We start from the raw sequence: 23130 nt of genomic DNA, 5'->3' as shown, positions 1-23130 counted from the left end.
CTCTGAAATTGTACAAGGCCTCCCGCAGCGGGAAGCCTGGAAAGAGGAAGTCAAGCTGGGCGGGCCTGCCTTTAGCCGCCGTGCAGCAGTCTGAGCCGGAAGCAGTTGATCGCGGTTTGTCCCAGTTCCTCAAGCAGACCGTAGTTGGCCCACGCTCCGACGATAGCGCCGATGCCCGGCACAAGCTGGAGCATCTTCCTGAAGTCGATGGCGTCCCGGTATTCCTGCTGCAGCTTTTCCCAATCGACGATTTGCAGCGAATGCTCGCCTTCCGGATATTGCAGCGCCACTTCATCCCAGTTGCGCACGATCCGGTACACTCGCACCTTGTGATCGCGTCCCGAGAAGGCGAGCTGGAACACGTACAGCAGGAACAGCCGCTCCCTGTAGTCGCGGGTCGAGTAGCCGTACAGATGAGCGAGCTCGAACAGGCATTTCATCTTAATCGCGATCAGCGCGGGGAAATCGACGAGCCCGAGGGCGAATCCGCCCGCTCCGGTTCCCGCTCCTTCGGCAGCGGCGATCTTTTTGTACATATTGACGACTTCAACCGCCTTCTCGTCCCGCTGCTGCAAGGTCAGTCCCGTTTGCGGCAAGCTTTTGGGCACATAATCGAGCGTGAACAGGACGGTGCGGAAAATGCCTTTTACTGCGGTCGTCAGGGCGGCATGTATTTTGGCAGGAATTTTATCGTTGATTTTCGTCTGAATCGACTTGGACGTTCGCTCCAGCAGACCCGGCTGCTTCAGCAATCCCCGCTCCCAATCGGCGAGCCGCACGCGGATCGAATCCTCGTATGAGATCATAGACATGGTGTTGCCTCGCTTTCGGTTCATGTACGGTCAGAGTATTCCTTCCCCGTTGGTACTTCATACGTAACGAAGCCGAATCGGTCGCGTCCGGGGCGGAAAACTCCAAAAGGCTTAACCGGCGCATCCGTGGGATGCAGCCGGTTAAGCTTCAGGAATGGGGCAGCAAGTGATTGCATGACTCTAATCCTACTTGAGATAACGCCAGTCCGTCACAAAGCGTCCGACAAAGTAACAAGAAGATCGATCGTCCCGCTGTACGCCGCCGAGGCCGGCTGATGAACCCGGACGCCGAGCCTGTCGTTCGCGGCAAAGGACGGGTCCGCGGCAGAGGGAAGCGGGAGCGAATGTGTCTCCCCGGCACTTCCGGCTGCCGCAATTCCGGAGATCCACAGCTGGCCGTTTTTCCAGATGTCAAAGGTGATGGCGGTTGTGCTCCCCGGGGCGATGTGCGAGATGCACGCGGTCAACTGGCCCGCCCGAGGCATCAGCTGCTCCTGGGTCGGATGCCCCTCGGCGCGCTTCAAAGCCGTTCCGCCTGCCGGAGTTGAGGCGATGCCGGCGCCGTAATAATGGCACGTTTCCGTCACTTTTGCCGGAAGCGCCCAAGCGGTGCCGTTCCAGACGATCGTTCCGCCAAGGTCCGTGTCGTAATACGTATATCCGGTCTCGGATTGAAACTTATCCGCCGAAGGCCGGTCGGCCGTAGCTCCTTTGCGTCTGGCCATCCAGATGCTGTCCTTTTCATGGTGGCTTCTCAGCATCTCGATGTATTCCGGCAAGACCGGGGTGCCCGCGGTTGTGAAGTAGTCGTGCAAGGACTTTGACAGTCGCGTATTCAGATGAGAATATTGCAGCTTGTTGTTGACGTCGATAAATTCGCAGCGGGCGAGCAGGTCCGGTCTCGGCGTACCGTCGACGATCGGCGGATGAATCGTGCAGTTCAGAAACGTCACCCCATGCTGGGTCGAGAGATAAAAGAAGCTTTTGTTGTCTTCGATCACGTCGGCCTGGACGTCGCAGGAATCGAAGACGATTCGTCCCCGCATCGGTCCGCCTTCGTAAGCGTCGATACTATTCACTCTGCAGCCCGTAATGCGGACGTCGGCGGAAGCGCCTTTAAAATGCACGAACAGATCGCCGCAATTGACCATTTCAATTTTCGGATACAAAGCCCGTTCGTCGGCATAAGCGGCGTTGCCGAGTCCGCCCAGTAAAAAGTTGACATGGGACACCGATTGAGACGTTTGCACCGGGGGTCTTCTCGCACTGAATGTTCTCGAACCGCATATAACAGTTCGTTCGCACCTGCTGATCGTCGTATCCTCCTGCCTTGCGCACATCGTAGCTCAGTGGATTCGGGATCTCCATGATCCGTACGCCCTTATCCCGGCCTGTAACGGTAACCCCCGCAAACTCGATGTGCTGCGGGAAAAACAGCCTCTGCCCCTGGCTCGTAACGGAGAAAGCGGCCGTTTTCATGATCCGGCATACGCCCGTTCCCGCGGGATTCGCGACGAAGTCGAACACGAAGTTATGGACCCGGATCGATTGTCCGTAGCCGATCGGATATTTGTAGTCGAAGTCGGAGGGGGAGAAGTTCAGCGCCCTCGCCTCGCTGTTCGGATTCGTGACCACGAGCCGGCAGTTGGAAATCCGGATATGGCCGTCCCACTTGGCCCCGTAATCCTGGCGGAACGACAGGAAGTCGTTGCCGAACCGCTTCGTATTCTCGACGAATAAATCTCCGCCGCCGGTAAGCGTAAAGCCGTGAAAGCCGATCTCCGAATCGCGCACGTACAAGTTCCAGCAGTGGAAATGGACGTCGATCCGGTTAAGCCGGCAATTTTCCACACGAAAGTTCTTGAACAGATTCGTGCCGAAAACACCCCAATGGATCGTGCTGCCCTCGGCCGTCACATTCCGGAAAGTAGCGTTCAGCACCCGGCTGCCGCCGATTCCGTAGGTGCCCTGCGGGACGTCATGGGTCGTGCCGGGCCGGTCTTTTTCCCACGGAAGGAGCCGGACGTTCTCCAAGGTAACGTCGTAGGAGTTGGTGAACGTGTAGAAGCCGTTGCGCGGGTCGAGGGAGACGTCGGTCTGTCCCGGCTCGAGCCCGACCCACTGGTTGCGGATGATCGTCCGGCTGCGCCGGATGGAGAAACCATTGTTCCAATACCCCTGATTTTGCCCCGGATTATTGCCCGACAAGTAAAAGGTTCCTCCCTCGACGACGAGATAGCTGTCATCACAGGGGTAGGCGGTCAGGCTCGTATAGTTTTGGAACGTCCAGGCGATATCGCCGATGATGCGCCCGTGCTCCTCCACAACGAACAGCTCTTCCTTGGCCCAGCCCGTATTGCCCGCATATCCGGCGCGGATGCCGATCCGGTCGTTGCTGTCGGCGACGATGACGAGACAGTTTTTGTAGGCCGCCAGCTCGGAGATGATCGTCGTGCCCGGTTTCAGCTTGGAGAGCAGCGCGGCTTTCTCTGCGGCGCCGAGTGAGATCGTCTGCTGCAGCTTGGCACTCGAAATGAGGAACCGCTGTTTGTCCCGAACGTTATAGCTCTCGTCGATATGGAAAATCGTCTGTCCCCATTGGACGTTCGTTTGGATCGGGATCAGGTTCGTTTCTTTGATCCAGAATTCGCCCGACAGCTGGATGACCGGAAGCTTGGCGCTGTTCGCATAAGCATGAGCCTTCTTGATCGGGACGCCATCGTCGCCGACGCCGTCTCCCTTGGCCCCGAACAGGGCATAGTTGACGCTGGGGACCGGCAGCAGGTGCGCCTGAAGGCCGTTCACCAGATTGATCACGCTTCCGCCGTCCTCAGGCAGCTGGGCGGTCCTGATGATGTATTCGGCGCCGCCGCCGTCGCCTGCGGCGTAATACCCCGTCGTCCTGACGATCTGATTTTCTTCGAGATCCGGCACGCTGCTAAGCTCGAGTAAGGTCACCTGCATATTCCCGCTCCCTGCCTGATGAGAAGTGGCCCACACCGCGGTGGAACCGGCGGCAAGCGCCGCGCCGGTCGTCCCCAGAATGGCAAGCATTTTGCGCCTGGACAGCCGGGCATTGCCGGTTTCCCGCTCGTTGTCGGTCGTATCGTGACTGCTCAAGATCATCAACCTCCGTATCTGCTAAAGAATAGGAAGCTCCGGTCAGCCGGTTACTTGCTTCCGGACAGCTTGGTCTGAATTTCTTTGTTGGCCGCTTCTTCGGCTTCGCGCAGCGCTGTATTGATGTCTTTTTCTTTCAGCGACACGCTGTTGAAGGCTGTCGTCAAATGTTTGGCCCCGATCGAGACGAATTTGGACGGCATCGCCGGAGAAGCGAACGTTTTGGGCATAAAGCTGTTGAAGTTTTTTGTTTTCAAATACGGGACGTCCTGGCCGAAATCTTTCATCACGTCCCGGTTGGTCAGCGTCGGGAACAGACCGTTGCGGGCGAGGTGGCGCTGGAATTCGTCCGAGGTCAGCCAGGCGATGACGTCGAATGCCTGCTCCTTATGTTTGCTCGTATTCGTGACGTAGAAGTAGCTCGGATACGGCTGCGGCCCGATGCCCGGCTTTTCTTTCCACTCGGGGAACGAGGCGACGTCCCAGTTGAAATTGTCCTTGAAGCGGGCCGGTCCGAGCGCCGCCAGCCCGAGGTAGATGGCAGTCGACTTCTCCTTATCGAACTTGTCGACCTGTACGCCGTAGCTGACCGTCTGTTTGGTAACTTCGTTGCCGGGAAGATGATAAAACCGCGTCCACATGTCGAACATCTTCCTGAACTCGTCGGAAGTAAAGTTCACCTTGTTTTGCTTATCCGTATACGGAATGGAGAACTGGTTGACGAGCATATTGTGCGACATTGACAAGGTGAACCCCTGATATTTCGTATCGCCGTCCGTACGCGCCATCTGCTTGGACAGATCGTAGACGGCATCCCATGTCATTCCGTCCTTCGGGTACGAGACACCGAACTTGTCGAACAGATCTTTGTTGTAGAACATCGTGATCGTATTGTTGAATACCGGCAAGCCGTAGATGCCGCCGCCCGCGATCAGTCTTTGAATATCAACCGTGGTTGGCTCGAGCCGTCCGAGATCGTATTTGTTTTGCTTGATCAGATCGGAGATGTCGTATTGCAGCTGCACATCGAGCAGTTCGTTCGTCTGTCCGCTGGAGAAGTACAAAATATCGAGCGTTTCCCCGGCGGTCACCATATTCGGGATCGTCACTCCCGCCGTACGGGGGATAAACTTCGGCGTAATGTGAGGGAACTTTTCTTTAATTTTTTTGCCGAACATGTTCATAAAGCCTTCGTTGTCGAAGTCGCCCGAGGTGGAGTAAAAGACGAGCTCGATCGGATCGGTGTTTTTGACCGCCGGTTTGGAGTCATCGGTTCCCGGGCTTTGACCGGTGCCGGTTCCGGTGCTGCCGCCCGAGCAGGCGGCTGCGACGGAGCCGACGAGAGCGAGCAGGAAGGGGAGCTTTGCTTTTTGCCGTATACGGTGGAGCATGGGTGTGTTAATGCTTTTGCTTTTGATTGCGCTTTCAAGTGGGGCCGGGGTTAGGACGGTATCCGTATTTGAGTATGCATTCTGGCCTCTTTGTGACATTACGTGAACAACCTCCCTGTTGGTTAGGTGCTTTTATCGCTTTCATGAGCGCTGCATGCCGTCGGCTTCGTCCGTCAGGAACGGGATCAGATTCATGCAGCTGCGCAATCCAAAAGTACCATAATCAAATGGAGGAAAGTTGCGATCTATTATGATAAAATGTCAATAAATCACTTTTGTGTTCCTATGGAGGAATTATGTTGATTTTCGAACATTGTTCTTATCTGGCACGCAATCCGATTGTGCTTGAAGTTGGGAAGGACGTCTCGCATAATTTCAAGCAGCTGTTCCACTTCCATCCGGGGATCGAGATCATTTTCATCCATAACGGGGAAGGGAAGCTGATTTTCGAGCACGGCACATACGATGTTCAGCCCGGAACGTTGTTGTTTATTAAACCGTATCAGCCTCATTATTTGCAGATGCAGATCAGCTCCACCCAGCCGTACGTGCGCTCGTTGCTAAAATACGAAACGGGATATATCTCCGAGTATTTGAAAGCGTTTCCTCACCTGTATCAATTTCATGACCGTTTGTGCAGCGACCCTTCGGTCGTTCAGGTTCAGCAATTGCCGCAGCACGAGCAGTTCGGGAAGTTTCTGACCGAGAGCAACGACCGGCTTCAACTGCATCCTTCCCCTAACCGGCTGGAGGGCAGGACGCTTATGCTCGTCTCGATCCTTCATTACTTGTATCCGTTATGGAAAAGCGACGGCGGAGCGAAACAACCGGCGTATGCGGCGGCCCCGGCCGTGTCCGGAGTGATGAAATGGATCGAAGAAAATTACGATAAGGAGTTCGAGCTGGACGTCCTGGCGCAGGCGGTTCATTTGTCTCCGAACCACGTCTCCCAGCTGTTCCGCAAAGTAACGGGCAAGACGATTATCGAATGGCTGACCGAGCGCAGAATGAAGCAGGCATGCATCCTGCTGAAGACGACGACCCGCTCCGTACAGGAGATCGGCGAGAAGTCGGGATGGCCGAATTTCAACTACTTTTGCTACATATTCAAGAAGAGAATGGGGATGACTCCGAAGCAGTACCGGTATCATTAGACGGCAAAGGAGGTTATCATGAGATGCGGCGCGGCGGTCGGGCGGGTGAAGAAGCCGCTGCCGCTTTCGGGTCAATAGCAAAAAGCTCAGCCTTGGCGTCCATGCGGACGGTCTGGGCTGAGCTTTGTTTGTGATGGCTGTCCTGCATGAGTTGCCGAACGAAAGGCTGCTTTTTCGGCCGCGCGTTCATCGCGGAGCAGTCGCTTTCTTCATGCCGGACGCAAGTTGGTTAGATGCTATACGTACCGATGTCCAGGCTGTCCATAATCTGGTGGCGCAGCTTGACGAACTCCGAGCTGTTGCGGTCGCGGGGACGCAGCATCGCGGTCTGGAATTTCTCGGTAATGCGTCCCGGACGGGGACTCATGACATAAATCGTATCGGCCAGATAGACGGCTTCGTCGATATCGTGCGTAATGAGCAGCACGGTCATCCCCGAACCTCTCCACAGCTTGATCAGCTCGTTCTGCATCGTGAGCCGGGTGATCGCGTCCAGCGCGCCGTACGGCTCGTCAAGCAGCAGCACCTCCGGGTTCAGCACGAGGGCGCGGGCAATCGATACCCGCTGCTTCATGCCGCCGGACAGCTGGGACGGGTAATACGACTGGAAGCCGCTTAAGCCGACCTTCTCGAGCACTTCGTTGACGCGAATGCGGCGTTCTTTGGCCGGCACCTTGGCCAGCTCGAGGCCGAAGCCGACATTGTCCTCGACCGTTCTCCACGGATACAGGGCGTGCTCCTGGAAGATCAGGACGCGCTGCGGGTCCGGCTTCTTGATACGCTGGCCGTTCGCCAGCACTTGGCCTTCCGAGGCCGTCTCCAGCCCTGCGATCATCCGCAGGACAGTGCTTTTGCCGCAGCCGGATGGGCCGACGATTGCTGCGAACTCGCCTTTTTCAATTGTAAAATTGATGTCGGACAACACTTCGAGCTGCCCGAACTTTTTGCTGACCCGATCGATCTGGATCGTCTGCATCAGTTATCGCCTCCCGTCATGTAGCGGTAGCGAAGCAGTCTGCGCTTCAGCTTTTCCAGCACAAGGTGGTCCAGCACGGCTGCGATCGTGCCGATTGCTACGATACTCATCAGGACGCCGCTCATATCGGCGACCTCGCCGCGCCACCTGGAGTAATAGCCGAGACCGGACATCGCTCCGCCGACCATCTCCGCGGCGATCAGCGAACGCCAGGCGTTGCCGAAGGCCACTTGAGCGCCTGTAATGAATGCGGGGAACGACTCGGGAGTGAACACTTTCGTGATCAACTGTCCTCTTGAAGCTCCGAGCACGCGGGCCAGCTCCAGGTGCGTCTTGTTGATGCCTTCGGTAGCATTCAACATGGAGAGCGCCATCGGGAAAAAGCTGGCGATAATGATGACGGTAATGATCGTAGCGTTGCCGTAACCAAGCAGGATCGCGAAGAACGGTACCCACGTGATCGGCGGTATGGCTTGCAAAATCGAAATAATTCCGCGCAAATAAACGGCGAAGCTGTGGGAGACGCCGGCCAGTAGCCCGAGGACCGCCCCGAGAAGACAAGCGGTCGGAAAGGCGACGCCGAGACGAATCATACTGTCGGCCACACCGCTCATAAAGTCGGTGTTCGAGAAGCTGCGGAGCAGCCGCCCGAATACTTCGGGCACCCCAGGCAGCAGAAATGGTTTGTTCAGGATCCACGAAGAAACTTGCCATAAGGCAAGAAGGCTGCCTATCGCAGCTAAATAGGGCAGCACCTTGCGCACAGCGGTCGTTTTCGCGGACCGTTTCGGTTTATCGGTTGTCGAATTCACCTGGCGGTCTCCTCACGTAAAGAAATGGATCAAGCTTACTTTTTGAGCTGCTGCTGCCAGGACAGATCGAGAATGTCTTCGACCTTCACCGGCTTGTCGAGCGCTTTTTGGTCGATCATCAGATCGGCGATTTGCTGCATCGTTTTGATGTGGTCCGGCGTAATATCCCAGTTGAACGTTTGCGACTCGATCGATTCTTTAATGACGGTAGTCGCCTTCACATCACCTTTAGCCGTTTTGAACGAATCGCCTTCGATGAAGCGTTTCGTAATGAAATCAGCCGCTTTTTGCGGATCTTTCTGCAGCATCTCGATCGCTTCTTTCTGGGCGTCGAGCATCCGGTTAACCGCGTCGCGGTCTTTTTTCAATTGATCGTCGGTGGTGATGACGACCATGCAAGGGAACGGCCATACTTTGCCGATCTCGTAAATTTGGGTTACCGGGGACGTCAGTTGCGCCATCCGGGAGTAAGGCTCGAATACGAACGCCGCGTCTACCGCACCTCCGGCGAGCGACTGGATCGCTTGGGCCGGCTCGGCGTATACCATCTGCAAATCTTTGTTCGTCAGTTTCGCCTGGGCGAGCGTTACGCCGTTCAGGACGATATCCGCGGTGCTGCCCTGCTTCTGGGAAGCAAGCTTACGGCCTTTTAGGTCTTCTACCGTCTTGATGCCGGAATCGTTGCGGACGAGAATACTGTGGAAGCCCATCTGTGCACCTGCGACGACTTTCAGACCGGCGCCCTTCGAAGCCCAGGTGACCGCATTCGTGAATCCGAGCACGCCCGCGTCGACTTGGCCGCCCACCATCGCTTTAATCAAGTCGGTGCCGCTTTCGAACGCTTGCAGCTTGACTTGCAGCCCGTACTTCTCATACAGCTTGGCGTCGTAAGCAAGCATGGCTTGCGCGTCGTCCATGACGTTCAAGTAACCGACCGTCAGCGCCTTCGTTTCTTTTTTGGCATCGCCGCCCGCTCCGCCTTGTGTCTTGTCTCCGCCCGCTTCCGGTTTCGTTCCGCACGCCGTTGCCACAATCATCAGGACGGCCAGGGCGAATATCGCCAAAGTCCGTACCTTAAAGTACCGTTTCATCATATCTCATCTCAGCTCCCCCACAATATAAACAATTCCTACCGTTTTAATAGGTTTTATTATAGGAATATATGGAGAGGACGTCAAGACATTTTTTGTTTTGGAAATTGCAAGCGGGAGCCGGGGGCGGCAGCGGCAGTAGTGTAGCGTTGTAGCGGTACAGGGAGCCACAGTATTGCAGGGGCGCAGCAGACGAGGCAGCGGGGAACGGACATGGGGGCCGCTTAGAGGGCAAAAGCAGGGGGGCGGGCCAGCTAACGGACATGGGAGCCGCTTAGAACGGAAAAAGATGGGGGGCGGGCTAACTAACGGACATGAGAGCCGTTAATGTGGCGCTGGCGGCTGATTGTAGCGGATATTTTGTGTCTAAGCGGCTCTGGTGACCGTTACAGCGCGGAAATGGGCAAATTCGACGTCTAAGCTGCTGTGGTGTCCGTTAGAGAGAGGACTTCAATGCAGCCCAAGAGCCGCAGCCGGGACTCAATCCGACATACTTCGCGCGAAGGAGCAGAACTGGACCGAGCGAAGTTTGTATCCGGCTCCCGATTATCGCTATAATGTAAAGGAATACCATGCTTGCCCAACCGGCATAAGAAGGAGAAGTGAGCGCGATGCTGAGCCAAGCGTTATTAGACAAGCTGAACGATCAAATGAACTACGAGTTTTACTCTTCTCAGGTGTATCTGGCGATGGCCGCCTACTGTTCGGCGGAAAGCTTCGACGGATTCGCGAACTTTTTCATCGTACAAGCCGAGGAAGAGAAGTTCCATGCCATGAAAATTTTCCACTTCATCAATACGCTCGGCAAACGCGCCGTCGTAAGCGGAATGTCGGACCCGTCCAACGAATACGGCTCGCTGCTGGACGCGTTCGACCAAGCCTACGAACACGAGCAGACGGTAACCCGCCGCATCTACGATTTGTCCGACATCGCCTGGAACGAGCGCGAGCACGCGACAATCAATTTCCTGAAATGGTTCATCGACGAGCAGGTCGAGGAAGAAGCAACCTTCGACAGCATCATCCAGAAGCTGCGCCGGATCGACAAGGACAGCAATGCGTTTTATATGCTTGATGCCGAGCTTGCCAAGCGTACGTTTACGCCGGAGGCTTAATCGGCTGGGCGGCCCGTACTTCTCGTATCGATACACAGATACAACAACAAGGTTCGACCTCCGGTCGGGCCTTATTGTTGTGGTAAGGCGCTATCCCGAGGCGTCAATTATTGACCCGGACATATGAGGGGGACACGATGAACACGTTCATTTACATGGTCAGGCACGGCGAATCGCCGAAGACGGAAGGAACCGAAAGAACAAGAGGGTTGACGGAGAAAGGAAGGGCGGATGCGGATCGAATAACGGAATTATTAAAAGACGAGGGGATCGGGGTTTTCGTTTCAAGTCCGTACCGGCGGGCAATCTTAACTTTGCAGGAGTTAGCCCGGCACTCCCGGCAAAAAATCATAGTTTTTGAGGACCTCAAAGAAAGAATCTTTCTGAACGAAGAAAACCGAATGCCGGATGCGGACCTGTTCCCTTTGGTGGAGAAGTCGTTTGCCGATCCGAATTTTTCCTTAGAGGGCGGGGAGTCCAATGCGGAGTGTCAGACCCGGGCTATATCGGTTTTGAAAAAAATATTACAGCTCTACCGGGGACAGAAAATAGCGGTCGGCACCCACGGAGCCGTCATGACGCTAATGATGGCGTTTTATGACCCCCAGTACGACTTCGATTTTCTGCTTCAAACCTCTAAACCGGACGTATATCGATTGGAATTTGACAATCAGAAGCTGGTACAGGTAAACAGATTGTGGGGGGACTCTACTCTTAGCGGCGGTTCCAGCAACATTGGTTAAACTGACAATACCGGCACCCCCAGTGGACACAGTGTTTGAAAAGAGCTCGGCAGAGCCGCCTGCGCCAAGAACCAGCCGTGCAAGCGGCTCCAACAAGCGGAGCGCGCTAGTCCCGCCCCAGCCGGATGCGCCGGTATTCGAGCGGCGTCATCTTCTCCTGCTCCATAAACCGTTTGTTGAAGTAGCTCGGGTTCGTGTAACCGACCTCCAGCGCGACCTGTTTCACCGGCCAGTCGCTGCGTTCGAGCAGCAGCTGCTTGGCGTGCTGGAGCCGGCATAGGGTGACGAAGTCGAGCGGCGTCATCTGCATCGTTTTGCGGAACAGCTTGCAAAAGTAATACGTACTAACGCCGGCCTTCTCCGCCCATTCCTCCAGGACGAACGGCTCGCTGGCCCGGCTGCGGATCGCCGGCAGCAGCCGGGCCAGCCGGTCCGACGTGTCGGCTGGCTTGCCGCCGGTAAAAGGCTCCGCCCGGCTCATAAACTCCGTCAAAATCGTATACGTCATCGAGGACAGCGTAGCCAGATGCAGGAACGAATGCGTCTCCGCTTCCTCAAGCAGCGCATGAAAGAGCGGAAGCAGCTCCTTCCACGATTTGACCGTCCACAGCGTCGTGCGCCGGAAGCCGTGCTCGGTCATATATTCAACCAGCTTCGGCCCGCCGTAGAAGTGTACCCAGCGTACGTCCCATGGCTCGTCCTGGCTCGAATAATACCGCTGCTGCATAAGCGGGAAGTAGAGGAAGGCGTCTCCGGGCTGAAGCGTGATCGAATCGCCATCCAGCTCGACCGTTCCTTTGCCCGCCGTGATCAAATGGATGCTGAAATTATCGAGCGCCCCATAGCTGCGGTTCACCAAATGTTCCGGCCAGTCCGAATACCAGCCGACTGATTCCGGCAAACAAAAAAACGGCGGTTCCGCTAAAGTAGGCAAATTGTACTGGCGCCTCATCTGTCAAGACTCTCCTGTTCAGTAGGGTGGTAAAGCAATATTGTGTTATCATCCGGGAATGCAAGCTAGTCTTATTTTAACTTGTCCATTAGGCCATAACAATAGAGTGTTATACGTGGCCAGGGAGCAGGGAGCTTGCGCTCTTCCCCGAACGATTCCCTGGCGGTTCCGATCCCCGCCGGCCGCTTAAAAAACGATCTTCCTATTGATAACCCAGAAAACCTTGATTTAAAAGGAAAGTTAAAATTTGAAACAAGGGAAAAATGTAACAAATTGGTAGTCGATTCGGGAATTTAAGTACACATTTTAAAAATAGTAGTGAAAATAACCGTGTATTACACCATAACTGGGAAAGTCCCGGTAAGAGGCAGGTTTTCTTACTTCAGAATGTCCCGGTTCGCCTTAACGCTTTAGCGAATATAAATCAGTTCTGAATCGTAAAAAAACTCCGCAGCTGCATCAGCCGCGAAGCTCTCTCTTTCTATATGAATCGTAGAAGTGCTACGAAACACGCAAAATCGTCACCCGACCGACCCGCCTCAAGCGTCCCGTACCTTTTTACATCGCAAGGCACACTTCGTTATCCCCGAGCAGCAAGAAGCAATTACCGCTGCAGTTCCCACCAAGTCAAATACGCATAAGGGTCCACCGTTTTCCACGGCGAGACGTTGGTTTTATAGATGCCGAAATGCAGATGAGGGAGAAACTTTCCTTCGGTTCCTTCCGGACCGTATCCGGTGCTGCCGACGTAGCCGATCAACTGGCCTTTTTTGACTGTGCCGCCCTTGGCCATCCCTTCGGCATAACCGGAGAGGTGCGCATAATAAAACGCGGTGGAATCGTCGGTCCGTACCGTCAGGCGCCAGCCGCCGTACTGGTTCCAGCCGTAATTGATAATCGTGCCGTCTGCGGCTGCGTAGACGGGCGTGCCTTTGTCTGCGAAAATATCGACGCCCTCATGCGGTCGGATTTCCTCGCCTGTCGGAGACCAGGTGCGCACCTCGGCATAATTGTTTACATACGGAGTGTACGTACCGGCCTTAAGCGGGAAATACCCGTTCAGATAGGCGGAGGGCGCAGCAGGAATACGGAGCTTGTCTCCGATATTCAGCATGTCCGGATTCGATATATGAGGATTGGCGCGAATGAGAGATGAGGTCGGCAATCCGTAGGCTGCGGCGATTTTCCAGAACGTGTCCCCCGTCCGGACGGTATACGTATTCGCATCATCCGGTACTTGAAGCGTTTGACCCGGGTACAGCATCTCTCCGGTTGAAGGGTTCAGACTCGTCAGCTGCTGGACCGTGATGTTGTGAGCGGTTGCAACCTTCCACAGCGTATCGCCCGGCTGTACGGTGTGCGTGGCTGCCTGAACCGAGGAACCGAATAGCGATAGTCCCAGCACGATGCCGGGTAATACGCCGATTTTGGATTTCATCTTGGCTGTTCAACTCCTTTTGACGGATTAGTACCATCTTAAAGGAATCTGCAACCTATTTTTAGTAGAAAGTATTGGCAGTTGGTCCTGACGCCTCTATGGAGACGGTCGGCTCGAGGATCGTAAACGTATTGGCCGCCGTGTTCAAATTCGCCCGTGCGCCTAGCGGAATCGCGGCTTTGTACGTCCCGTGAGCCGTCGCCAGATTCGTCATCAGCGGTTTGCCGAGCGGGACGAGCACTTCCCGGATCAAGTCCTGGTAAGTGACCCCATAGGCGGCGGTACAATCGGTGCATTGTCCCATGACGATGCCGATGCAGTCGTCCAATTTCCCGGCTAGCTTCAGCCGGTTGAGCATCCGGTATACTTTATTGATCGGCTCGGCTGTTTCCTCCAGCACCAATATTTTGCCTAGCGTATCGAATTCATAGGGCGTACCGAGCGTGTCGGTAAAAGAAGTCAGATTGCCTCCGACGATCGGGCCTGTCACATTGCCGGGGACGAGGCTCGCGAGCGGCATGCCCGGCGGATTCCCGATGAGTCTCGGGGACGTTACGGTGGAGGTGGCCGTGAAAAACTGATTGTAGTTATAGGCGGGCGTGCTCGTGCTAAAATTAATCAGCATCAAGCTCTGAAACCCGATCAGATTGGAGAATTGATATAAAGCGTTGGACAACACCGTAATATCGCTGTAACCGGATAAAATTTTCGGATGCTCCGCGATCGCCCGAAAATCGAGATAAGGCAAAATTCCGGCGACGCCCACCCCGCCCCGGGTCGGCAAAATCATCCGTACCTTCGGGTCCAGAAACATCGCCATCAGATCGTCCGCTCGCTCGCGGTCCGTTCCGGCCAGGAAGCCGTCGGCGTCGTACACATGCCTGCCCATCGCAATTTGAAACCCGAGGCTTTGCAGCGTTTCGATTCTGCTGTCGATGACGCTTGCCGCGAGCGGGCTTCCGAGCGTTACGATGCCGATCGTATCGCCCGCTCTCAAGATCGGCGGCCTGATTGCCATAACCCAGTCCCCCAGTATGTCGAACTCGCTATCATTTAATAAGCGTATGATCAACCGCCTGCAGACAGAACGTCGGGCTGCTCGGCAAAAATTTCGCACCGGTTGGAACTTTGAGCGGGATGCGTTGTCTATATGGGTGAGGTGATTCCGGTTTGAGCCACGAAGATGTGCGGCATGTGATCCAAAGCGGCGATCCCGAGTCGCTAATCCAGGATTGGATGGAGGCGTACGGGGACGACGTATGGAGGTACGCCTGTTTCATAACGAAGCGGTGGGATGCGGCGGACGATATTACGCAGGACGTGTTCTGGAAAGCGTACCGTCATCGATTCGCGTTCCGGGGAGAATGCTCGGTCAAAACTTGGCTGCTCGGCATTACACGCCGGACGGCGATTAATTATTTGCGCTCCGCGTTCGTCCGCAAGGTGACGCTGTTCGGATTGTTTTCCCCGCAAGGCACTTCCCGTTCCGCGGAGTCGGTTATGATGGACCGGCAGGCGGAGCGAAGTTTATGGGAAACGGTGCTCGGCCTGCCGGCGAAATACCGGGAGGTTCTGGTTCTGGATGCGCATTACGAGCTGTCCAACAACGAGATTGCGGAGCTGCTTGATTTGTCGGAAGGAACGGTAAAGTCCCGCCTGCATCGCGCAAGGGCGAAGGTGGAACGGAAGCTGAAGGAGGAGGAACCGCGATGACAGGCAACAACAGCGAGGATCGTCACGAAGGCAATCGGCAGAAGCAGAGGGGCATGGAGGAACGGGAAAAGGAACGGAGGCGGGCGGCAGAGACGAAGCCGGCTTGGTACGCGGGGCTGAAGCGGACGCCTTACTTCGGGGAAGGGCTGAACGCGCAGCAAAAGGAGCAGGTGCTCGGCCGGGTGCGGTTGGAACGGGAACGCGGGTACCTCCGGCGCCGCAATCCGCTGGCTCTGGCGGCAGCCGTAACGGTTGCCGGCGTGTTGCTGGCGCTCGTGCTGATGCGCACGGTGGAATGGTCTCCGATCTTTACGGGACAAGATCGAACGATTCAAGGAGGAGTCGGCGGTAACCCGGAGGGAAGAGGAACGCCTCGTGAAAATAATGGCAATAACAGGAAAACGAGAAACCTTTATACCGTAAAGAACGTCAAAGTATTGGAGGTGTTTCCGGGTGGAGATTATGCCGCCGGAACGCCTGCCGGCAGCTGGTGGAACTTCTACACGCCGTTCGACCAGTTGAAGGATCGCATGATTCGCATCGAGGGGGTGAATCGCGAAACTGGAACCCGAATAACGGAGCTGGCGGAGATGAAAGTATCGGAGGCGGGAAGGGCGTACGACGATTTTACCCGGATCTCTACGAGGTTTGCCCTGCCCGTATCGGGAGTATGGTCGTTCGTCGTATTTATGGACGGGGAGCCGTATGCCGATGTCGTGTTCGATGTGCCCGATGCACCATGGCAGGTGAGTCCGGTATTCCGAAGCGGTGCCTACGACCTGCACGGAGTGAAGGGAAGGCTGGGTTTTATTGACCCTGGTTTTAGGGCAGGTCAAGCGAACAAGTATATGTGGCACTTCTGGGGGGGCAAGAGCGAGCTGGAGGGCAGGCTTCGGATTGTTGCCGTACGCAAGGATTCGAACCGGGTCGTAGACGTGTTCGAAGGTGAGTCTGCCGGTTCCCCGCTGAACGGAGCGGATGCTGCAGCGCCTACGATGATGTCGCTGCCGGAACCGGGCTTGTGGCGCCTTATGGCGTTCATTGGAGACCGGCTGCACGGCAGTGTCGTCGTCGAGGTGAAAGCGGCAGCCGGCGGGAGCGGGGCGTTCTGATTTCCTTTCCGTACCCTTTTTGCAGTATAATGGTTCCCGAAGCGAATAGCTTCCTTAGGAATGGAAACTAGCAGGGGGAACCTATGGATGCGTTAACGGAAATTCTGCGGGGGTCAGCGGAAGCCGGTTCGTGGACACAAGCGGTGCTCAGCGGACCGAAGAAGGGGGCAGACGCTCCGGCCGACAAAGTAAAGATCAAGCCGGTACTGCTCAAAGGCAAGCTTCACTACCAGTTTGCTCTTTATGTAGGAACGAAGGTGCTGCACGAGAACGTGGCGGCCGATCAGGCGGCCGGCCGGGCGGAGCAGCTGCTGCGCGCTCACTACAAGCAGGCGCTGCTGCAGACTAGCGAAGCGGACTATCATATTTTGCTAAACAAAAAGGGCGAAGCCACCATTCTGAAGAAAAAGGCGACCAAGCCTGAAGCGGAACTGTCACATAACCGGAAGAAGCGTTACGTGCTGGAGGAAGGGACGCCGGTTCCTTTTCTCATCGAGCTCGGCGTCATGAACGCCCAGGGCAAAGTGATCGCGGCGAAGTACGACAAGTTCCGGCAAATTAACCGGTTTCTCGAGATGATCGACGACGTGGCGGAGCATTTGCCGCAAGGCCGGACGGTGCGGATCGTCGATTTCGGCTGCGGCAAGTCATATCTGACGTTCGCTATGTATCACTACCTCGATGAAATCCGCAAGCTGGATCTGCAAGTTGTCGGCCTCGATCTGAAGGAGGACGTCATCCGCCATTGCAGCGAGCTGGCTGTAAGGCTGGGCTATGACCGGCTCCGGTTCCTGGTCGGCGATATAAGCCGGTATGAAGGATTCGAAGAGGTCGACATGGTCGTGACGCTGCACGCGTGCGATACGGCTACCGACGCCGCCCTGGAGAAGGCGGTCCGTTGGGGAGCCCAAGTGATCCTGTCCGTCCCGTGCTGCCAGCACGAGCTGTTCAGCCAAGTGCGGAGCGAGGCGCTGGCGCCGCTGCTGAAGCACGGCATCCTGAAGGAACGGTTCGCTTCGCTGGTTACCGACGCGGCACGGGCGCAACTGCTCGAGCTGGTCGGCTACCGGACGCAGGTGCTGGAATTTATCGATATGGAGCATACGCCCAAAAATTTGCTCATCCGGGCCGTGAAGGAAGGCGATTCGGCAGGAACGCCTGATCCGGCGGGAGCGGCGGCTTATCGGGCTTATGCGCAGTCGCTCGGCATTTCTCCTTATTTGGAACGGGCGCTGTCGGATCTGCTCGGCCCGCAGTTTACGAATGAAACAGAGAGAGAACAATAGGAATATAACGGGAGAGCCTAATGTGCGCCTGGATATTGGCTCGTTAGGAGGATATGGAGTGGAAACAAAACCAACGAACGGCACGGAGATGAAGAGACGGACTTGGACGTGGTCCAAATTGTTTCAGCCGCTGCTGATCGCAGCATGTTTATTTTTGTGGCTGGTGCTGACCCCGACGGGCCAGCTGGTTCAGGTGGTCGTCTGGTGGAAGACGCTAAGTCCGCAAGAGGTGAACATGTACTGCGCCGGCTTGTCCATTGCTGCGGCGCTTCTGCATCTGCTCATCTTCCGCAAATCGTCGCATTCGAACGGATAACCGCGGGAGTTCGGGAAGGCCGACTGATCAGCGGGATTTCGTAAAGAGGGAAGGGGTAGCCGATGACCGGTCCGGCTTTATTCGATCGTGTTCGGGCGATTGCGCTGCGATTGCCGGAGGTAGAGGAAGGGACCACCTACGGAACGGCTTCATTGCGCGTCCGGGGGAAGTTTTTCTCGAGAATTCGCGAGGACGGAGAGACGCTTGTTCTCAAAACGGATTTTGAAACGCAAGACTTCCTGCTTCAAGCTTACCCCGACATTTATTATATAACCGATCATTATAAAGGGTATCCGTACATTTTGGTGCGTCTGTCAGCAGTAGGGGCGGACGAGCTGCGGGAGCAGGTGGAACGGGCTTGGCGGCTGACCGCGCCCAAAAAGCTTGTAGCTCAGTACGATCAGGACTGGAGCCGGCCATAGGCCGGCCGGCATGACCCCAACCTTTTCGAATCGGAGAGGCATTCCGGAACAAACGCCACCTGCACCTGAACATCACCCTGTTCCGCCCGCTAAGACAAGCTTCTGAACGAAGCCTCTTTCCAAGACGAATGACCCTTAGACTCATTATCGAATCCCCCTTTGCAGCCACACGTGGCGACGGAGGGGGATTTGATATGTGCTGGGGACGGATGAACCGAACCGCCGCCGAGTCATTTACGCGGCTTGTTCCGGCTTCCGGCTCCGAACAGCGTCTTGACTTCGGCAGCCTGTTCGTCGCTTACGTCTTTGCTGCCATATCGGACCTCCTCATACAGACGCAGCGCGGTTTCTTCGTCCGGGCGCAGCGGGCTGCGCCGGATGAGTTCGCGCCCGGTCTCGCGAGGGGTCCGCGCATCGTGATGCTTATACCCTCCGGAGATCCGGCCGAGGAGGAGACGCTTGAAAGCATGGCGCACCCGCTCGCGGTTGTCCGTCAGATCTTCCCAGCCGGGTTCCTTGCCGAACCAGCCGGTGAACCGGCGCTTCCATGCATCGGCGCGTTCACGCGCCCACTCCCTGCTGTCCAGAAGCGACTGCTTCTCGTCGACGTAGCCGGCGTCGGAGCTTTCCAGACGTTCCCCGTACCACCCCATAAACCGGTGAAGCCACCGCTTTCCGTGTTTGACGAGGAGATACAGAAGCCAGATGGCGGCCGCCAGCATGATCAGCGCCACGACGATGTACATCACCTTCTGCAGGAAAAGGGCGAGAGCGGAAGGCTCGGATTCGCCGAACAACTGGCTGAGATCAAGCGGCTGCGGCGGCGGATTGGACCGTTCGGCCTCTTCCGGGCGGAGCATATTAAGCAACTGAAGCAGAAGGGCGATAGCTCCGCCGAACAGCGCCGCCCCCGCCTGGGCGGCAGCCGCGGCGAGCGTCCGGAAAGACGCGAGAAGCAGGATCAGGGCGAACAATCCGAACAGCAGCGCACGGTTGCGCCATCTCGTCTCGCCTGCAATCGGTGCGCCTTCCCGGCTCTGGGATTCTTTGTCGAGCGTGGAACTGTTCGTCCGGTACAGCGTAAGAGCCAGCGCCACAATGCCGAAGCCCGTGATCCAGGGCGAGAACGGAGCGGTTTCGTCAAGACGCGGATAGACGAACGAAGCGATAAAATAACCGATCATTCCGATCCACCAGACGCCGGTGCTGAACGAGCGGTCCCAGCCGCGCAGCCGGTTCTGTCTGCCGCGAATCCAGGCAGCGGCGAAACTTAGGAAGCTGACGGCGATCATCAGCGGCGAACCGCCGATCTGCCAGGCGCATACGGCGGGAACCGCAACGGAGCCGATCCACGCCAGCAGCTGCCATACCGACCGAAGCATATAGTGAAAGGCATAGCCGAGCGCATACATAACGGAGATGACAGCCAGCCATTCCGGTACAGAGAGGGCGAAACGCGGCACGATCACGTATACGGCCGCGAATACCGGGAAATAAAGCAGCAGCTCGGCCAGCCCTTGGAGCCAGGCGAGAGTCAGGTTTTTCAGATGCCGCATCGCACTCAAGCCCCTTTCGTATGAGCCGGCTCCGAGGCCGGTGCCGCCGGCGCAGCCGCAGTGCTCCCGGGGGACGGACCGGAGCCGGCGGACGAATCTTGTCCGGCTTGCTGCGCGCTGCCGTTCTGCCGGGCAGGACCTTCCTCCTCCAGCATTACCACTTGTACGGCGTTGCCATTGTAGCGAAGGCGTTCGAACTGCCGCTCCATCTTTTCGCTGATATAAGAAGTGATAACGATAAAGTCCGTATTCGATGTGCCCTGAAGCAGGTCGTACTCGATAAATTCCGCGAAGCCTGTCGTTCGCTCGATAAGCAGCATGGCCATCGTCTCGTACAGACCGGCCAGGTGAGCGTCTCCTCCCGACGGAGGAATACGGACCGGTTCCTTGGGCTGATCGATTACGCAGCCGTTGCAGCCGAATCCGGTGTCGATGCCCCGGCCGATACACATCTCGGCGAGCGCGGCCGCATACGAGATCCCTTTCTCGATCCGTTCGGGCTCGGTAACCGCGCCCCACATCGTTTCGGTAATTTCGAAATTCAGATAGATCATGATCCGGTGGTCGGCTGTATAGTCGCGCTGATGTACCTGCAGACGGCCGGTGCGGGCCGTGGCGCTCCAATTGATCGTATTCATCGTGTCCCCGTACCGGTACTCGCGCACCCCGGCGATCCGGAACGGATCGTCGACGACCCAGCGCCGCACGGAAATATCGCCCTGCCAGCTGTGGGAAGGCAGCGGGATGTCTTCGAGAGGGATCGGCTCGGGATAGACGAGCAGCCGCGTTTCTTTATCGAAGTACAGCGTCTGGTACGAGACGAATACTCCGAGCAAATCTCCGCTGGTCATCGTTGCGGTTTGCAGGTCGTAGCAGCCGCGCTTCAGGCAGAGGACCTTATGTTTTCGCGTAATTCGCGTATAAGGCATAAGACTGAACAAGCTTTTATGGTTCTGAAACAGTTCCCCGCTGGAGATGTCCAGATTGGACTGGTTCTGGAAGCGGAGCCCTGCATGCATAAGCGATTCCAGCCGGAGCCAGGGCATCGGCATCGCCTTGCGGTTGGAGATGACCTCGACAAGCTGTACCTCGTCGCCTTGAAAACAGGCGGGGACGTCGAAGTACCGCTTGTAGCTGACATGGCGAAAGCCCCACCATTGGTACGCCTTGCCTTGCGCGAACACGATCAGGGCGGTTATGATCAGCAGCCAATGTACGCTCATGCCGGACTACCCGTTACGCGCCAGCGTCTCGGACGGAACCGGCGTGTCCCGCAGCAGCTGGTCGATGATCGCGTCAGCCGCATCTTCCTTTAACCGGATCGCGTGTCGCAGCAGCAGTCTGTGGGCCAGCACCGGCTTTGCCATCGCCTTAATATCGTCGGGCAGGACGTAATCCCGGTCTTGCAGGATCGCGTGCACCTGCACCGCCTTCAGCAGCGACTGGCTGCCGCGGGGGCTGACGCCAAGGGCGATATCGGGGTGGCTGCGCGTCCGTTCGACGATGTGCATCATATAATCGAGCAGATCGTCGTGGACGGCGACCTGCGAATAAGCGAGCTGAGCGGCCGTCAGTTCGCGGGCGTCGGCAACGCTTTCGAGCGAGTCTAGCGGATTGTCCTGCTTGAACCGCTTCAAAATATCAACGCCCTGCTCCCGCGACGGATACCCCATGCGCACCTTTAGCAGAAACCGGTCGAGCTGGGCTTCCGGAAGCGGGAACGTCCCCTGGTTTTCGACCGGATTTTGTGTGGCAATTACCATGAACGGGCGGTCCAGCGTGCGGGTCTCCCCGTCGATGCTCACCTGCCGCTCCTCCATACATTCGAGCAGGCTGGATTGAGTGCGCGGTGTTGCCCGGTTGATTTCATCGGCCAGCAAAATATTCGTAAATACCGGACCCGGACGGAACTGGAACTCGCTTGCTTTCTGGTTATAGTAGTTAATGCCGCTAAGATCGGAAGGGAGCAGATCGGGCGTAAACTGAATGCGCTTGCAGGTGCAGTGCAGCGATTTGGCCATTGCTTTGGCCAGCAGCGTTTTGCCGGTTCCGGGGACATCTTCGAGCAGCACATGGCCGGAGGCGATCAAGGCGATCAGCAGTTGGTCGACGACGTCTTCCTTGCCGACGATGACTTTGTTTATATTATGTTTCACGTTTTGCGCCATCCGGCGAATGTCGGTCAGGTTCATGAAAGGGGCACACTCCTTTTTCTAATCTACCTTCACCATACCATAATAGCAGGATGGAGCCTATGGCGATTATGGAGGAAATCCACAGGTACGAGCAGGCCGCCCGTTACCTTGAAGAGTGAAGAGGTGCATAACGGGGGAGTCGGGTTTATTTGCTTCTCTTCAGTGAAGTATAATAGATAACAAGCTAACTATAATATACTTTGCAGCTTCCATTGCACGACAAAGGGGAGAGAGCATGCCTATAGAATCTGAAGATCCGAAACAAGTGGTTTTGCAGGTAGGAGCGGTGCTGAAAAGACTTCGCAAAGAGAAGCAGCTCAGTCTTGACGATGTAGCGGCCTTATCGGGGGTGAGCAAGCTCACGCTGGGCAATATTGAGCGAGGCGAAACGAATCCGACCATAGGCATGTTGTGGAAAATTTCAAAAAGCTTGGCGATCCCGCTCATGGCCTTATTTTCAGCAGAAAGCGGAGTGAATGTGTCCAGAGCCGGGAAAGGGTTAAGAATCGCCGGGGAAGAGAAGACGTGGGTGATCGAACCGATCTTCCATCATGCCAGTGATGAAATGGAGATGTGCCGAGCCTATCTCCAGCCGAATAGCTCCTACGATCCGGAAAAACATCACCCCCGTACAACGGAGATCGTTACCGTCATGTCGGGAACGGTCACGATTCGTGTCGGTCAGGAGTCACACCTATTACATCAATACGATTCTATCCGTTTTTGCGCAGACACCACGCATTCTTATATCAATCAGTCCGATGAAGTCGTCGTCCTCCATATTTTGATGAAGTATGGGGGCTAGAACATGCAGCGCTCCAGGTCGAGCCTGCGCTGCGACATGAAGTGTCCCTCTATCCCCGGCGGATAGGGGGTATTTCTTTTTGGGGAATTAATAAGGTTAGACAAGTTCTTCAATTTATATT

The 23130-nt window shown here is 56.2% G+C and carries 22 protein-coding genes; 9 read left to right on the top strand and 13 right to left on the bottom strand.

Going from position 1 to position 23130, the window contains the following annotated elements:
* Positions 1-71: 71 nt before the first annotated feature.
* The 4 genes from AC3Y2E_RS27475 to AC3Y2E_RS27460 all read right to left on the bottom strand — a co-directional run bounded on the left by AC3Y2E_RS27475 (position 72) and on the right by AC3Y2E_RS27460 (position 5323).
* Positions 72-806, bottom strand: a complete 735-nt coding sequence (locus AC3Y2E_RS27475; RefSeq protein ID WP_379216222.1) for an EcsC family protein — start codon at positions 804-806, stop codon at positions 72-74.
* 215 nt (positions 807-1021) lie between these two features.
* Entirely contained in the window at positions 1022-2062 is a 1041-nt protein-coding gene (locus AC3Y2E_RS27470; protein WP_379216151.1) for a hypothetical protein, read from the bottom strand.
* Positions 1965-3932 (bottom strand): hypothetical protein, encoded by a 1968-nt coding sequence (locus tag AC3Y2E_RS27465; protein WP_379216149.1) that lies wholly within the window; start codon positions 3930-3932, stop codon positions 1965-1967. Before AC3Y2E_RS27465 ends, AC3Y2E_RS27470 begins: the two co-directional genes overlap by 98 nt.
* Positions 3933-3982: 50 nt before the next feature.
* Positions 3983-5323, bottom strand: a complete 1341-nt coding sequence (locus tag AC3Y2E_RS27460) for an ABC transporter substrate-binding protein (RefSeq protein ID WP_379216146.1) — start codon at positions 5321-5323, stop codon at positions 3983-3985.
* Positions 5324-5619: 296 nt separating this feature from the next.
* Between AC3Y2E_RS27460 and AC3Y2E_RS27455 the strand changes: the two genes are divergently transcribed.
* Positions 5620-6477 carry a helix-turn-helix transcriptional regulator gene (locus AC3Y2E_RS27455; RefSeq protein ID WP_379216144.1) on the top strand — a complete coding sequence of 286 codons (858 nt, stop codon included), beginning with the start codon at positions 5620-5622 and terminating at the stop codon, positions 6475-6477.
* 229 nt (positions 6478-6706) lie between these two features.
* Here the strand turns inward: AC3Y2E_RS27455 and AC3Y2E_RS27450 are convergent, their stop codons facing one another.
* The 3 genes from AC3Y2E_RS27450 to AC3Y2E_RS27440 are packed head-to-tail and all read right to left on the bottom strand — an operon-like array spanning position 6707 to position 9359.
* Complete coding sequence (locus AC3Y2E_RS27450) at positions 6707-7453, bottom strand: ABC transporter ATP-binding protein (RefSeq protein ID WP_379216142.1); 747 nt, start codon at positions 7451-7453, stop codon at positions 6707-6709.
* Positions 7453-8265: an ABC transporter permease gene (locus AC3Y2E_RS27445; RefSeq protein ID WP_190930148.1), complete on the bottom strand. Its 813-nt coding sequence runs from the start codon at positions 8263-8265 to the stop codon at positions 7453-7455. Before AC3Y2E_RS27445 ends, AC3Y2E_RS27450 begins: the two co-directional genes overlap by 1 nt.
* 35 nt (positions 8266-8300) lie before the next feature.
* Positions 8301-9359 (bottom strand): ABC transporter substrate-binding protein, encoded by a 1059-nt coding sequence (locus AC3Y2E_RS27440; RefSeq protein ID WP_379216139.1) that lies wholly within the window; start codon positions 9357-9359, stop codon positions 8301-8303.
* Between the two features lie 608 nt (positions 9360-9967).
* Between AC3Y2E_RS27440 and AC3Y2E_RS27435 the strand changes: the two genes are divergently transcribed.
* The gene (locus AC3Y2E_RS27435; protein WP_379216137.1) at positions 9968-10471 is read left to right on the top strand and encodes a ferritin; all 504 of its coding nucleotides are present in this window, start codon (positions 9968-9970) and stop codon (positions 10469-10471) included.
* 137 nt (positions 10472-10608) lie between these two features.
* Positions 10609-11214, top strand: a complete 606-nt coding sequence (locus tag AC3Y2E_RS27430; RefSeq protein ID WP_379216135.1) for a histidine phosphatase family protein — start codon at positions 10609-10611, stop codon at positions 11212-11214.
* Between the two features lie 106 nt (positions 11215-11320).
* Here AC3Y2E_RS27430 and AC3Y2E_RS27425 read toward each other — a convergent pair whose 3' ends face one another.
* From AC3Y2E_RS27425 to AC3Y2E_RS27415, 3 genes are all read right to left on the bottom strand, one after another.
* A complete protein-coding gene (locus AC3Y2E_RS27425) occupies positions 11321-12166 on the bottom strand; it encodes a helix-turn-helix transcriptional regulator (RefSeq protein WP_190930145.1) in 846 nt (281 codons plus the stop codon).
* A gap of 604 nt (positions 12167-12770) precedes the next feature.
* Positions 12771-13604, bottom strand: coding sequence for a M23 family metallopeptidase (locus AC3Y2E_RS27420; RefSeq protein WP_379216132.1), 834 nt, complete (start codon positions 13602-13604; stop codon positions 12771-12773).
* A gap of 61 nt (positions 13605-13665) precedes the next feature.
* Positions 13666-14622 (bottom strand): S66 peptidase family protein, encoded by a 957-nt coding sequence (locus tag AC3Y2E_RS27415; protein WP_379216130.1) that lies wholly within the window; start codon positions 14620-14622, stop codon positions 13666-13668.
* A gap of 152 nt (positions 14623-14774) precedes the next feature.
* Between AC3Y2E_RS27415 and AC3Y2E_RS27410 the strand changes: the two genes are divergently transcribed.
* The 5 genes from AC3Y2E_RS27410 to AC3Y2E_RS27390 all read left to right on the top strand — a co-directional run bounded on the left by AC3Y2E_RS27410 (position 14775) and on the right by AC3Y2E_RS27390 (position 18453).
* On the top strand, positions 14775-15317 hold the full coding sequence (locus AC3Y2E_RS27410; protein WP_379216128.1) for an RNA polymerase sigma factor: 543 nt from the start codon (positions 14775-14777) through the stop codon (positions 15315-15317).
* Positions 15314-16429: a DUF4871 domain-containing protein gene (locus AC3Y2E_RS27405; protein WP_379216126.1), complete on the top strand. Its 1116-nt coding sequence runs from the start codon at positions 15314-15316 to the stop codon at positions 16427-16429. The genes AC3Y2E_RS27410 and AC3Y2E_RS27405 overlap by 4 nt, the downstream gene beginning before the upstream one ends.
* 83 nt (positions 16430-16512) lie before the next feature.
* Positions 16513-17715, top strand: a complete 1203-nt coding sequence (locus AC3Y2E_RS27400; protein WP_379216124.1) for a class I SAM-dependent methyltransferase — start codon at positions 16513-16515, stop codon at positions 17713-17715.
* A 58-nt stretch (positions 17716-17773) separates the two neighbouring features.
* Complete coding sequence (locus AC3Y2E_RS27395) at positions 17774-18031, top strand: hypothetical protein (protein WP_190930140.1); 258 nt, start codon at positions 17774-17776, stop codon at positions 18029-18031.
* A gap of 62 nt (positions 18032-18093) precedes the next feature.
* Positions 18094-18453 (top strand): MmcQ/YjbR family DNA-binding protein, encoded by a 360-nt coding sequence (locus AC3Y2E_RS27390; RefSeq protein ID WP_379216121.1) that lies wholly within the window; start codon positions 18094-18096, stop codon positions 18451-18453.
* 230 nt (positions 18454-18683) lie between these two features.
* Here AC3Y2E_RS27390 and AC3Y2E_RS27385 read toward each other — a convergent pair whose 3' ends face one another.
* The 3 genes from AC3Y2E_RS27385 to AC3Y2E_RS27375 are packed head-to-tail and all read right to left on the bottom strand — an operon-like array spanning position 18684 to position 22201.
* Positions 18684-20009 (bottom strand): DUF4129 domain-containing protein, encoded by a 1326-nt coding sequence (locus tag AC3Y2E_RS27385; protein WP_379216119.1) that lies wholly within the window; start codon positions 20007-20009, stop codon positions 18684-18686.
* Positions 20010-20014: 5 nt separating this feature from the next.
* Positions 20015-21232 carry a DUF58 domain-containing protein gene (locus tag AC3Y2E_RS27380; protein ID WP_379216117.1) on the bottom strand — a complete coding sequence of 406 codons (1218 nt, stop codon included), beginning with the start codon at positions 21230-21232 and terminating at the stop codon, positions 20015-20017.
* A 6-nt stretch (positions 21233-21238) separates the two neighbouring features.
* The gene (locus AC3Y2E_RS27375; RefSeq protein ID WP_379216115.1) at positions 21239-22201 is read right to left on the bottom strand and encodes an AAA family ATPase; all 963 of its coding nucleotides are present in this window, start codon (positions 22199-22201) and stop codon (positions 21239-21241) included.
* Between the two features lie 238 nt (positions 22202-22439).
* Here AC3Y2E_RS27375 and AC3Y2E_RS27370 point away from each other — a divergent pair, with 238 nt between their 5' ends.
* On the top strand, positions 22440-23009 hold the full coding sequence (locus AC3Y2E_RS27370; protein ID WP_379216113.1) for a helix-turn-helix domain-containing protein: 570 nt from the start codon (positions 22440-22442) through the stop codon (positions 23007-23009).
* The last annotated feature ends 121 nt before the right edge of the window (positions 23010-23130 follow it).

The organism is Paenibacillus sp. MAH-35 (genome assembly GCF_058135425.1).
The sequence above is the reverse complement of the archived record's forward strand: the minus strand, read 5'-3'. Positions and strand labels throughout refer to the sequence as shown.